Origin of the sequence: Arthrobacter sp. NPDC058097 (assembly GCF_042884885.1) — a bacterium.
In the GTDB taxonomy this organism is placed as follows: Bacteria; Actinomycetota; Actinomycetes; order Actinomycetales; family Micrococcaceae; genus Arthrobacter.
In genome coordinates, this window is the sequence record NZ_JBHVSZ010000005.1 from 51,066 (window position 1) to 63,882 (window position 12,817).

Annotated in this window: 8 protein-coding genes; 3 read left to right on the plus strand and 5 right to left on the minus strand. The window is 68.6% G+C overall.

Going from position 1 to position 12,817, the window contains the following annotated elements:
• Window positions 1-42: 42 nt before the first annotated feature.
• Window positions 43-1,746 carry a dolichyl-phosphate-mannose--protein mannosyltransferase gene (locus ACFVTE_RS10260; RefSeq protein ID WP_387099885.1) on the minus strand — a complete coding sequence of 568 codons (1,704 nt, stop codon included), beginning with the start codon at window positions 1,744-1,746 and terminating at the stop codon, window positions 43-45.
• Between the two features lie 177 nt (window positions 1,747-1,923).
• Between ACFVTE_RS10260 and rsmI the strand changes: the two genes are divergently transcribed.
• Window positions 1,924-2,769 carry a 16S rRNA (cytidine(1402)-2'-O)-methyltransferase gene (gene rsmI / locus ACFVTE_RS10265; protein WP_387100501.1) on the plus strand — a complete coding sequence of 282 codons (846 nt, stop codon included), beginning with the start codon at window positions 1,924-1,926 and terminating at the stop codon, window positions 2,767-2,769.
• Window positions 2,770-3,032: 263 nt separating this feature from the next.
• A complete protein-coding gene (locus ACFVTE_RS10270; protein WP_387099888.1) occupies window positions 3,033-4,583 on the plus strand; it encodes an NAD-dependent succinate-semialdehyde dehydrogenase in 1,551 nt (516 codons plus the stop codon).
• Window positions 4,584-4,686: 103 nt separating this feature from the next.
• Here the strand turns inward: ACFVTE_RS10270 and ACFVTE_RS10275 are convergent, their stop codons facing one another.
• The 4 genes from ACFVTE_RS10275 to ACFVTE_RS10290 form a co-directional block, all read right to left on the minus strand.
• A complete protein-coding gene (locus tag ACFVTE_RS10275; protein ID WP_387099891.1) occupies window positions 4,687-6,096 on the minus strand; it encodes an MFS transporter in 1,410 nt (469 codons plus the stop codon).
• A gap of 256 nt (window positions 6,097-6,352) precedes the next feature.
• Window positions 6,353-8,911 (minus strand): transglutaminaseTgpA domain-containing protein, encoded by a 2,559-nt coding sequence (locus ACFVTE_RS10280; protein WP_387099894.1) that lies wholly within the window; start codon window positions 8,909-8,911, stop codon window positions 6,353-6,355.
• Window positions 8,908-10,344: a DUF58 domain-containing protein gene (locus ACFVTE_RS10285; protein ID WP_387099897.1), complete on the minus strand. Its 1,437-nt coding sequence runs from the start codon at window positions 10,342-10,344 to the stop codon at window positions 8,908-8,910. The genes ACFVTE_RS10280 and ACFVTE_RS10285 overlap by 4 nt, the downstream gene beginning before the upstream one ends.
• A 14-nt stretch (window positions 10,345-10,358) precedes the next feature.
• The gene (locus tag ACFVTE_RS10290; protein WP_387099899.1) at window positions 10,359-11,468 is read right to left on the minus strand and encodes an AAA family ATPase; all 1,110 of its coding nucleotides are present in this window, start codon (window positions 11,466-11,468) and stop codon (window positions 10,359-10,361) included.
• Between the two features lie 293 nt (window positions 11,469-11,761).
• Here ACFVTE_RS10290 and ACFVTE_RS10295 point away from each other — a divergent pair, with 293 nt between their 5' ends.
• Complete coding sequence (locus tag ACFVTE_RS10295; protein WP_387099902.1) at window positions 11,762-12,649, plus strand: TatD family hydrolase; 888 nt, start codon at window positions 11,762-11,764, stop codon at window positions 12,647-12,649.
• Window positions 12,650-12,817 lie beyond the last annotated feature (168 nt).

Below are 12,817 nucleotides of genomic sequence, written 5' to 3' on the forward strand. Positions count from 1 at the left end.
TTTCGTTGATGATCACGTCCGGGGTCCACCTGCAATCGTGCCTCAGATCCAGGAAGGCATCCACATTCTGAACCGCCAGTCCTGGTAGGTGATCATTTCGGCGGTCCAGACGGGGTAGAAGAAAGATGAGATGAGGACCGCGGCCACCACGAAGAGGGCAACCCCGTACAGCCCGGAGCGCCGGCGCCATGGCGGATCGGTGGTCTTCCCCAGCACCAGTCCCAGGCAATACACGAGCGCCAGGACCAGGAAGGGCTCAAAGGACACCGCGTAGAAGAAGAACATGGTGCGTTCCGGGTACATGAACCACGGCAGGTAGCCGGAGCCGACGGCGGCGAGCACCGCCCCGGCGCGCCAGTCGCGCCTGCCCGCCCACCAGAACAGCAGGATGACGAGCGAGATTGCGGCGCTCCACCAGATCAGCGGGTTGCCGACCGAGAGGATGGCCGTGGTGCAGTTGGTGAAATCGCAGCCGGGGGTGCCCTGCTTGGGCGACTCGTAGAAGAACGAGGTGGGCCTGCCCATCACGAGCCAGCTCCAGGCGCTCGCCTCGTACGGATGCTCCGAGCTGAGCCCCTGATGGAACTTGTAGGCTTCAAGGTGGTAATGCGCCAGGGACCGCACGGAGTCCGGCAGCCACCCCCATTCCGCGCTGGGGTTGGTCTCCGCCCACCGCCGGTAATAGGCATCAGTGGACCGGAACCACCCTGTCCAGGTGGCTACGTAGGTCACGGCGGCCACGGGCACGATGCTGACGAACGCGAGCAGCCCGTCCTTGATGATTCCGGCGCTGATCCAGCCGCGGATGCCGGCGGTCCGGCGGGCACTCAGATCCCAGAACACGGTCAGGAGCCCGAAGCCGGCCAGGAAGAAGAGCGCTGACCACTTGGTGCCGACGGCCAGGCCCAGGCAGATGCCTGCCACTACCCGCCACCACCGGACGCCCAGCCAGGGGCCGGACAGCAGCTGGAGCGATGATGGCCTGCCGGCAGGGGAGGCGGCCGCCTGCCTCCCCAGCCTGGCCGCGAGCCTGCGCCGGCCGTCGTCGCGGTCCAGCAACAGCGCGCCGAAGGCGGCCAGGACCCAGAACATCAGGAAGATGTCCAGCAGCGACGTGCGGGACATGACCAGGTGGTGCCCGTCGACGGCGAGCAGCAGCCCGGCGGCCCCGCCCAGGATCAGGGAGCCGAAAAGCTTCTGGGCTATCAGCGCGAGGAGGGCGACGGACAGGGTGCCGGTCAGTGCGGCGGCGAACCGCCAGCCGAAGGGGTTGTCTGCCCCGAAAAGCCACATGCCTGCCGCGATCATCCACTTGCCCACGGGCGGGTGCACCACATATTCGGGGGTGTTCAGCAGCACGTTGGGGTTGCCGGCCACGAATGCGTCATTGGCCTTGTCCGGCCAGCTCCGCTCGTAGCCGCTTACCAGCAGCGAATAGCCGTCCTTGACGTAGTACGTCTCATCAAACACGAGGCTGCGCGGTACATCCAGCCGGACGAACCTCAGGATCCCGGCCACGAGGGCGGTTATGGCCGGAACCAGCCAGAACCAGAGCCGGAGCGACGGCGGGTAGTCCCGCCAGGTGCGGATGCCGCCGATCAGGCGCCGGGTGAGGGCGTCTGCCGTGAAGGCCTCCGAGGGCCGGGCGATCCAGCGCTTCCCGTGCAGGCGGCCTTCCGTGGCGGGTGCGGAAGGCGGGGTACTTGCTGGTTCGGCCCCGTCAGGCCGCACGGAGGTCTGCGTCACGAGCCCATGCTACCGTTTGCGGCTGGTTCGGCCCTGAAGAAAGGCGAGAAGGCCGGGCGGCAGTAGGCTGGATCCGTGGACCATGAAGCGAGCACCGCCCCTGACAGCAGTTCCGACCCTACCGGCAGTGCAGAACCGGCAGGCGGCGCCGAACCGGCCGGCAGAACTGGGCAGGGCCTGCGCAGCGCCGGTCCCGGACGGATTGTGCTGGCGGCGACGCCCATCGGCAACGTGGGCGACGCTTCGGCCCGGCTGGTGGAGCTGCTGGCAACGGCGGACATCGTGGCGGCCGAGGACACCCGCCGCCTGCACCGCCTGGTGCAGAGCCTGGAGGTCGCCGTGAGCGGACGGATCATCAGCTACCACGAGCACAACGAGGCCACCAAGACCGCGGAGCTCCTGGACCAGGTCCGTTCCGGAAAAACCCTCGTGATGGTCACCGACGCCGGCATGCCCGCTGTCTCCGACCCCGGCTTCAGGCTTGTCGAAGGCGCGGTGGCCGCCGGCCTCACGGTCACGGCCGTCCCCGGCCCCTCCGCAGTCCTCACCGCGCTGGCCCTGTCCGGCCTGCCCACCGACAGGTTCTGTTTCGAGGGGTTCCTGCCGCGGAAGGCCGGCGAACGCGCCTCGCGCCTGGCGGATCTCGACGCCGAACGCCGCACCATGGTCTTCTTTGAGGCGCCGCACCGGCTTGAGGCCATGCTCCGGGCGCTGCACGAGCGCTTTGGCCCGGACCGGCGCGCGGCGGTGTGCCGCGAACTCACCAAGACCTACGAGGAAGTCCTCCGCGGCTCGCTCCGCGAGATGCTGCAGTGGGCGGAGGCCAACGAAGTGCGCGGTGAGATCGCCGTAGTGGTGGCAGGCGCACCGGAGCGCGCACCAGGCTCGCCGGAGGACGGTGTGGCCGCGGTCAACGAACTCGTGGCCAAGGGCGTGCGGCTCAAGGAAGCCGTGGCGGCCGTCGCGGAGGAAACCCGCGTGAGCAAGCGGGAACTGTACTCCGCGGTGCTCGCGGCGCGGTAGCGTCCCCGCCCTGGTGGCTGTGCTCTGCCGGGCCCGTCCCAGCAGTGCCCGTGTGCCCGGTTCAAGCGGTGCTGCGGAGCCCGCGGCAGCAGCCCGGCGATAGCTTCCCACCCTCCCCGCGACGCTGCCGGAACGGCTGTGCAGCTGCACAACAAATGGCGGGACGGGCAGTGCGCCGATGCGTAGACACTGCCGAGATCCCGGCAGTACCGTGGCTTTAATCCAGCCAAGCAAGCAGCGGGCGGCAGGCGGCGGCAAGCCGTATGCAGGAGCTGCACATAACCGGCAATCCGATTGCTGACGAGGGAGTCACCGTGTCTGTCACCACACAGTCCACTGCTACCGCAGAACGCGAAAGCGAATTGCTCGCGTCTGTTCCCACCGGCCTGCTGATCAACGGCGAGTGGCGTCCCGCGGCGTCGGGCAAGACGTTCGACGTCGAGGACCCGGCCACCGGGAAGACGCTGCTGAGCATCGCCGACGCCGGTCCTGAGGACGGCAAGGCGGCGCTGGACGCGGCCGCCGCTGCGCAGGAGTCCTGGGCGAAGGTGCCGGCGCGGGAGCGCGGCGAGATCCTGCGGCGGGCCTTTGATCTGGTCACCTCGCGGGCCGAGGACTTCGCGCTGCTGATGACCCTGGAGATGGGCAAGCCGCTGGCCGAGGCCCGCGGCGAGGTCACCTACGGGGCCGAGTTCCTGCGCTGGTTCTCGGAGGAAGCCGTGCGTGCGTTCGGCCGTTACTCGGTTTCCCCGGACGGCAAGTCCCGGCTGCTGGTGACCAAGAAGCCGGTGGGTCCGTGTCTGCTGATCACGCCGTGGAATTTCCCGCTGGCCATGGCGACGCGGAAGATTGCCCCGGCGGTCGCGGCCGGCTGCACGATGGTGCTGAAGTCCGCGAACCTGACGCCGCTGACCTCGCAGCTGTTCGCGGCCGTGATGCAGGAGGCGGGCCTGCCGGCCGGTGTCCTGAATGTGATCCCGACCTCCACGGCGGGTGCGACGACGGGCCCGCTGATCAAGGACCAGCGCCTGCGGAAGCTCTCGTTCACCGGTTCCACCGAGGTGGGCCGCCGTCTGCTGTCGGACGCCTCCGAGACGGTGCTGCGGACCTCGATGGAGCTGGGCGGCAACGCCCCGTTCGTGGTGTTCGAGGATGCCGACGTCGATGCCGCCGTGGCCGGTGCGATGCTGGCGAAGCTGCGGAACATGGGCGAGGCCTGCACCGCGGCGAACCGCTTCATCGTGCACGAGTCCGTCGCGGACGAGTTCGCGGAGAAGTTCGCGGCGAAGATGAAGGACATGACCACCGCCCGCGGCACCGAGCCCGAGTCCAAGGTGGGTCCGCTGATCGACGCGAAGAGCCGGGACAAGGTCCACGAACTGGTCACCGACGCCCTCTCCGCCGGTGCCACCGCCGTGGTGGGCGGCGCCCCCGTGGAGGGCCCGGGCTACTTCTACCAGCCGACCATCCTCAAGGGCGTCACCGAGGGAACCCGGATCCTGTCCGAGGAGATTTTCGGCCCTGTCGCCCCGATCACCACGTTCTCCTCCGAGGACGAGGCCGTGCGCCTGGCCAACAACACCGAATACGGTCTGGTGGCCTACGTCTTCACGAAGGACCTCAACCGCGGCATCCGGATGGGCGAGCGGCTCGAGACCGGCATGCTCGGCCTGAACGCCGGCGTCGTCTCCAACGCGGCAGCACCGTTCGGCGGCGTCAAGCAGTCCGGCCTGGGCCGTGAAGGCGGCCTCGAAGGCATCGAGGAATACCTCTACACCCAGTACATCGGCATCGCCGACCCCTACGCCGGCTAACAAAGCAGGCTCCGGACACACCGGGTGCAACGACAAACGGCGCTGGCCCGCAGGAATCCTGCGGGCCAGCGCCGTTTTGCCTGACGGGAGTCTGTCCCGGCGTCTAGCGGGCCGCGGCCCGGATGCCGGCGTACTCCTCGCGGGAGACCGGCGTGGCGTCCGGCGATCCCAGTTGGTGGAGCGGAATGCGGTGTGTTTCCCTGGCGGACCAGGCAGCTATGGCCCCGATGACGGTGATGCCGAAGCAGATGGATCCGACGGTGAGCGGAACGTTTGCCGAACCCGGGGGAGCGACCACGGCGAAGAGGCTCGGCAGGAAGGACGTGATCAGGAGGCCGATGTTCTGCGAGATGGCGAACCCGGTGACCCGCGTCCGGGAGGGGAAGAGTTCCTGGAAAAAGCTGGCGAAGGTGGCGTTCCAGACCTGGTAGAGCGTGCCCCACATGAGTATTGCGAGGACGATGGTGAGCGGCACGTTGTTCTGGCTGACGGCGTAGAGGTACCCGTAGGCCAGCGCGCCGGAGCCCAGCGATCCGACGATCATCAGGGGCCGGCGGCCGAACCGGTCCGAGAGGTCCCCGAACCAGGGGATGAGGGCGAGTGCGATGACATTGGCCAGCACCGGAATCCAGAGGTAGACCGTGGTGCTCATGCCGATCCCGTACCCGGGCTGCGTGGCGTAGGCTGCGCCGAACACTGCGACAGTGACGCCCACAACGTTGACCAGCGTCATGCAGACCGCCCGCACCACGTTCAGTCCGCTTTCGCGCAGCACCTGGACCACCGGCATCCTGGGAACGTCCTTGTGCGCCTTCTCCTCCACAAAGACCGGCGTCTCCTCAACCCGGCGGCGGATCATGTAGCCGGCGAACACCACCAGGGCGCTGAGCAGGAACGGGACACGCCAGCCCCAGGCGTGGAAGTCTTCGGAGGACAGCACAGCCGAGAGCGGGAGGAAGACGGCGGCGGCAATGATCTGCCCGGCCTGGGTGCCCTGGAGGGCGAAGCTTGCGTAGAAGCCGCGGCGTCCGAACGGTGCGTGCTCCACAATCATGGCGCTGGCCCCGCTTAGTTCCCCGGCCACGGCGAAACCCTGGACGAGGCGAAGCAGCAGCAGCAGGGCCGGGGCCAGGATGCCGACCTGGTCGTAGGTGGGCAGCAGTGCCACCGCGAAGGTGGAGACGCCCATGAGCAGCATGGCCAGGACCAGGACGTTCTTGCGGCCGTGCCTGTCGCCCCACTGGCCGAGGACGAAGGCCCCGATCGGGCGGGCGACGTATCCCACGGCGTAGGTGCCGAGCGAGGCGATCAGCGCGACGGTCGGGTTTCCGGCCGGGAAGAAAACGGTGGGAAAGACCAGGGCGGCTGCCTGGGCGTAGATGAACCAGTCGTAATACTCCAGGGCACTGCCCACCCAACCGCTGGCGGCAGCCTTCCTGGTGCTGCTGGTCCTGCGCGTGCCGGACTGTTGCGGTCCAGCCGAAGCCCGCAGCTTGTGTGTGTCGCTCTTCATGTCGTCCTCCTTTGGACAATCGTCTGCCCCGCCGGAAACGCCCCGTGGCTGGGTGTCGGATCGGGTGGGAGGGTGCGCAAAAGGCTGCTGTGGTCCGCGGACACTTTCCCTGGTTTCCCAAGCTGTACTGGTCCTTGGAATGCGCTTTCCCGTTTCACAAAGATAAGGTGGTGGCGGTCACATGTCAAACATTGGAAATGTCGGCCGGATGCAGTGCGGGGGGCGTCCGGTGAGCGGGCTGGCCGTCGAGCCGCGGCTAGCCTTCCCGGAGGTGCCGGAGTCCGCTGCGGGTCCTCCGCCACAGCACCGAGGCAGCGCGTCGCATCCGGAGCCCTGCCCGGCCGAGGACGCGGAAAGGCCATCCCGCAACGGCTCCCCAGCGGGAGAGCACCGACGGCGGCAGCCAGTCGGCGCGGAGCCTGCCGACCACGCCGGCGTTGCGGCGCAGCGTCTGCCGCACCTGGCCGATGTGCCTGACGGCGGTTTCCTCCGGCAGGCCGCGGCGGGTGCCGTCCGGGCCGGCGGGCCGGCCGTACTGATGCCGCTCGTAGGCATCCGTCAGGACAGTCACGGCCTGGACGGTCCCGGCGTCGGGCCTGCGTCCGGTGCCGGGTTCGGTGCCCGTGCCTCCTCCCGTCCCAGGGTCGGGTTCTGACCCTGCCCGCTGGTTCATGGCTGCCGAACCGCGCAGCCTGGCTGAGAACGTCCGCGGCGTCTCGCTCGGTTCGGGACGCACGCCGTAGTCCGTGGCCAGGTCCTGCAGTTCGGACCAGACGAGCGGCGGTTCAGCCAGCCGGTCCCGGCCGGTGCCTGTGCCCCGGAGGCGCCTTGCCCTGATGCCTCCGCGCACCAGGCGGGGTGTGGCGGCCAGGAGGGCAAGCAGCAGCACCCCGGCGGCGCTGTAGAGCACGGGCGCCAGCTGGTTCCCGGCGTCGGCCGTTCCGCTCCCCGGAAGGGGCAGCGGGGCAGGTGCCGGTGCGGGGGTGGCGGTGGCACCGTTGCTCGGCACCAGGCCGTCGTTGTTCTGGTCATTGGTGCTGGCGCTGCCGGACGTTGAGGAGTCCTGAGCATAGGGCGGCACCACGCCGCGCGAGGGGGTGGGTTCAAAGGGAACCCAGCCGAGGCCCTGGAAGTACAGCTCGGGCCAGGCATGGGCATCACGGGCGTCGACTTCGAACTCCGGGAGCGCTCCCTGGCCGGCGACGGACACCGTGGCGCCGGTCAGCCTGCCCGGCGCATAGCCGACGGCGATCCGGCTCGGGATGCCTTCGAGCCGGGCCATCACCGCCATGGCGGACGCGAAATGGATGCAGTAGCCGCTCTTCTGGGTCAGGAAGTCTGCCAGGACTGACAGCCCGTTTCCGTCATATCCGCCCTGGACGGGTGACTCCAGGGAATACGTGAAGTCCGGGCCGCGCAGGAAACGCTGGATCGCCATTGCCTTGGCGTAGGCTGTGCGGCCGTTGGCCGTGACGGACTCCGCGGTGGTCCGGACGATGTCCGGAATATTCGACGGCGGCCGGATGAACTCCTCGGGAACGCCCCGGACGGGGGCGGAGGACGCATCCAGCAGTTCCGTGGTCAGCTTCGGGACAGAGGACTGCACCAGATACTGCTGGTCGCGGGAGTTGGTGTCGGTGCCCTTGATGCTCAACGTGGCGGGATCCCAGCTCCACCGCCCGGTCAGCCCGTTGACGGATTCGGGGGCGTACGGGACGGGGAGGTACGGGCTGGTGAAGTCACCGGTGTTGACCACCGTCACCTGCCGGGTCTGTTCGGGTGCCAGGATCTCGTGGCCCACGTCCATCCGTCCGGTGCCGGCCCGGCGGCTGGCGTTGCGGTCGTCCGGGGACCAGGCCTCGCCGTCGAAGCGGTCAACCGTGACCGAGCGGAGGTAGAGCGGCGTGGTGGCGTTGGTGGCGTAGGTGATCCTGCCCTCGCCGGTGGGGGTCCGCAGGCTGCTGCCGAGGCTGATCATGGGGTTCAGTCCCGTTCCGGTACCCCAGGGGTTCAGCCGGGAACCCTGCGGGAATGTGCCCTGGTCAAAGCCGGGAACCACAATCTGGAGCAGCAGTGTCACCACCAGGGCCACGGCTCCGGTCAGTGTTGCCCGCCTGATCTGTCCGGGGTTGCGGGCCGTGTCCGCCTGGGTCCGCGCATCCGGGGCAAACCACTGGCTGCACGCGAGGATCGTCAGATAGCCGGCCGCCGTCACCACGAATCCCAGCCATCCGACGCTCTGCGGCTTGATCATGGCCGGAACCACCAGTACCGCCAGCAGGCCGAGTCCACTGGTGGCGGGCATGCCCAGGGGGAGGGCCAGCGCGTCCACGAGGATGACGACGAGTCCCAGCGCCGCGCACGTCACCAGGACGATGCCGGCGTTGGGCGCCACCGGCGAGCTCTCGGCCAGCACCGTCTCGCTGGCCCGGCGAAGATGCCTGCCCAGCGCGTCGAGGGTGGCCTGGGACGGGAGGAAACCCGCGATGCTGTCACGCCGGAAAAAGGTGAACGTCAGGATGAAGGCCAGGGACACCAGGCCTCCGGCCGCCACCAGCACGGGCGCGGCGCGGAAGGTGCGGAGCAGGGCCATGGCCAGCGAGACCACCACCACCGTGGTCAGGACCGGCAGGAACCATGCCCATCCCCGAAGGACGCCGTTGAGAGCCAGAGACGCGCCGCAGACGGACGCCGCCACTGCGCCAGCCATGACCCACGGGTAGGGGCCGGCCCCGAACCGTCCGCCGCCGGGGGAAGCCGGCGCGGGCTGCGGCTGGGCATCGGCTTCCGCCTGCCGCTGTGGTGTCAGTGTCACCGCCCTACCTCCGCCCCGCGGCGGACGTCCGCCGCAGCCGTCCACATGGCGGCGTCGCCTTCGTCGAAGTACATCCAGGCGGCCGGCAGCGAGGTGGACGCCTCGACGGCGACGGCGCGCCAGCCGCCGAACCGCAGTGCCTCAAGCACATCGTGGCAGTCCGCGGGTTTCTCCGTGATCACCACGGCAAACGCGTTGGCGGCGTACCCGGCTGCGGGGGCGAGGGCCCGCGCCTCCGCGAGGGAAATCTTCCCGAGCAGCGCCAGGACCGGGCCGCGCATCCGGTGGGCCGCGAGCTTGTCCATGAGCCGGTCGTCAAAAACGGACTGGGCCGGATCGGCACTCCCCGCATGCTCGCGGCGGCCGGGATCGTGCTCCTTGCGCGCGTGGTGCGGGCCGGTCAGCTGGATCGCGGCAAGGCTTTCGGCGATGGACTGCAGGCCGGCCGCGCCGCTGTACTCCTCGTTGTCCGGCTCCGGCGCCGAGGCGGAACGGTGGAAGGCAGGCTCGCCGGCCGCGTCCAGGAACCGCAGCGAGTAGTTGAGTTCGGCGAGGTGGGCGCCCACGGACATTGCCGCAGTGACGGCCCACTCAAAGGTGTCGCTGGTGACGAGGTCGTTTCCGTCGTCGCCCGGGTTACCGAACACCGAGCCGTAGCCCGAGCCGTAGCCCGAGGAGTGGGCCACGAACCGGTGGTCCAGGATGACCGTGGCCTCGGGGGTGGTGACGGATTCCTCCTGCCGGACCATGAGGGCGCCGTGCCGGGCGGTTGCCGGCCAGTGCACCCGGCGCATCGGATCCCCGTGCCGGTACTCGCGCGTCATGACGTCGTCGTCGCTGGGGTTGGCCCGGGTCCGGGTGGCGGTGATGCCGTCGTTGCCGCGCGCTCCGGCAAGGCCGGTGGACGGAAGTTCGACGGCGGACGGCGTCACGGTGAGAGTGTCGCCGTCGTCGATTGAATGGCGGTGCAGGGACAGCCCGAACGGATCCGTGAACTCTACGGTGACGGGGCCGATGGTGAACTGTCCGCGCTTTCCCGAGCGCAGGTGGTACTCGTAGCGGCTGGTGCCGCCCGAGGCGGACCTGGCGGGAAAGCGGAACGCCGGGGATTCACCGAACCGCGGCGGCAGCCGCTCCTCCATGACGACCCGGCCTGTGCCCAGCCCGGTCCGGGCGACGGCGAGCCGGACCGTGGTGACGGAGTCGGTCTCGACCGTGGAAGGGCTGAACTCCCGGTAGACCCGGAATCGCGGTTTGACCACCCTGATGCCGGCCAGCGAAACGAGCGGCAGGACAACCAGCAGGACGCCGAGGGTCAGGAGGTCGCGGCGGCCCATGACCTGGGCGCAGAGCAGGGAGACGGCGCCGGCCGCCAGGAGTCCCCAGCCCCGGGAGCTGAAGAGATGTCGGGGGAGGCTGTCCAGCAGTGCCACGGTGACGGTCCTGACTAGCGGCTATGGCGGAGTTCGGGCGATGTCCGCCCGGCGTTTGCCGTGTCCGTCATCTCTTGGCTGACGGGGATCCGGGCCAGGATGCCACGGATCACGCCCTGCGGGGTCTCGCCCGTGCTGGCGGCCTTGCGGTCCAGGATGATGCGGTGCGCCAGCACCGCCTCGGCAACGGCCACGACGTCATCCGGCAGAACGAAGTCACGGCCGTCCAGCGCCGCCGTCGCCTTCGCGGCCCGGAGCAGCTGCAGCAGGGAGCGCGGGCTCGCGCCCAGGCGCAGCATGGCACTGTCGCGGGTGGCCCGGCCGACGGCCACCGTGTACTCCTTGACGGCTTCGGAGACGAACACCTGCTGGACGGTGGCAATCATGGCGGCGACATCCGCCGCGGTCACGACCGCCTTGACCCGGGCCAGCGGGGACGTGGCCTGGTGGGTCTCGAGCATTTCGATCTCGGAGTCCTTGTCCGGGTATCCCATGGAGATCCGGGCCATGAAGCGGTCCCGCTGCGCCTCCGGGAGCGGATACGTCCCCTCCATCTCGATGGGGTTCTGGGTGGCAACCACCATGAACGGTTCGCCCAGCTTGTAGGAGTGTCCATCCACCGTGACCTGGTGCTCCTCCATGCATTCGAGCAGGGCGGACTGGGTCTTGGCGGAGGCCCGGTTGATCTCGTCGCCAATCACGATATTCGCGAACACGGCACCCGGGCGGAACTCGAACTGGCGCGAGGACTGGTTGTAGATGGAGACGCCGGTGACATCGGAGGGGAGGAGGTCAGGGGTGAACTGGATCCGGCTGACGGAACAGTCGATGGTGCGCGCCAGCGTTTTGGCCAGCAGCGTCTTGCCCACCCCGGGGACGTCCTCCAGGAGCAGGTGGCCCTGGGCGAGCAAGACCGTCAGTGCCAGCTTCGCGGCCTCGGCCTTGCCGTCGATGACGGTGTTAATGGCGCTGAGGATGCGCTCGCTCGCGGCACGGAAGGCCGGGGCTTCCAGGGGTACGGACTTGTGTCCGTTGAGGGCGTTGACGCCGCGCGCAGCACTTCCAGTGAAGCCCTGTCCGCCGGGAGGTGCTTCGTCGATCGTGATGCGTCGGTGCGGTTCCATCGGCAACCTTTCAGCCCAGAATGAAGCGGAACGAAGCGGCGGAGGTCTGCCGTTGCCCTCGTTGGGCGCTCACATCCGTCCGTAACCAGCGTACTAACACAACTGCCGTGGCTAACAGAGAGTTCCCCGTAAATCTCCGGGTAATGCTAAGCCTGGCTGAGGAGTTGCGGGACGCCGCGGAAGGAACAGCGCGAACGTACAGTTGGGGCCCCATTTCCACCCGGATTTGGGGCCACAACTGTACGTTCGCGCTTCCGTGTTTAAGCACAGCCGGGGGCGGATAGGCTGGATGAATGCGGCATTCCCTGACTCCCCGGCCCTACGGTGCTCCCGGCAGCGACGGCTCCGGCAAGCGCGGCTTCCCGCCGGCGCCCGAACCGTTGCCCGTACCCGTGATGGACAACCACACGCACCTGGACTTCCCGACGGACGATGTCCGGGTGGACGTTGCGGCCGCCCTCGACGCCGCCGAAGCCGTGGGTGTCTGCGGTGCCGTGCAGGTGGGCTGCGACCTCGAATCCTCGAGGTTTACCGTGCGCGCCGTCGACCTGGATCCGCGCCTTTTGGGGGCGGTGGCCCTTCACCCGAACGACGCGCCGGACTATGCCGCCCGCGGTGAGCTTGAGGGCGCCCTGGCGGAGATCGAGGAGCTCGCCGCCCACCCCCGCGTGCGCGCCATCGGCGAAACCGGCCTGGACTTTTTCCGCACCGAAGGCGAGGGGCTGGCCCATCAGCGTTACTCCTTCCGCCGGCACATCGACATCGCGAAGCGGCTGGACAGGACTCTGCAGATCCACGACCGGGACGCGCACGACGACGTGGTCCAGGTCCTGCGCGAGGAGGGCACTCCGGAACGGGTGGTTTTCCACTGCTTTTCCGGGGACGCGGAGCTCGCCCGGATCTGCAACAGCGAAGGGTGGTTCATGTCCTTCGCGGGCACTCTCACCTTCAAGAACGCCACCAACCTCAGGGAGGCGCTCGCCGTGGCCGATCCGGAGCTGGTGCTGGTTGAAACTGACTCGCCGTTCCTCACCCCGCATCCGCACCGCGGCCGCCCCAACGCCAGCTACATGGTGCCGTACACCGTGCGGTCGATGGCGGAATTGACAGAAACGGACCTGTCCGAGCTGTGTGCCCAAGTGAGCGCAAATACCGTGCGGGCATACGGATCCTGGGACTAGGTGCCGGCAGGCCACGCGAGCGGAAATACATACCTGGTAGGCAAATATTTTGGACGGTTTATAACGCTTCGGTTACAGTGAAAAACTATTAGCCGGGGTCGGGGAAGGCCTCCGGATGATGTAACTCACTTTCGTGACAGGCAGGGCGCCTTCGGATGCCCTGCCATG

What these genes read in the sequence shown, in the direction of transcription:
- ACFVTE_RS10290 (WP_387099899.1), bottom strand. Translation starts at nt 11,468, where the DNA reads ATGGAACCGCACCGACGCATCACGATCGACGAAGCACCTCCCGGCGGA.
- ACFVTE_RS10270 (WP_387099888.1), top strand. Translation starts at nt 3,033, where the DNA reads ATGCAGGAGCTGCACATAACCGGCAATCCGATTGCTGACGAGGGAGTC.
- ACFVTE_RS10295 (WP_387099902.1), top strand. Translation starts at nt 11,762, where the DNA reads ATGCGGCATTCCCTGACTCCCCGGCCCTACGGTGCTCCCGGCAGCGAC.
- ACFVTE_RS10275 (WP_387099891.1), bottom strand. Translation starts at nt 6,096, where the DNA reads ATGAAGAGCGACACACACAAGCTGCGGGCTTCGGCTGGACCGCAACAG.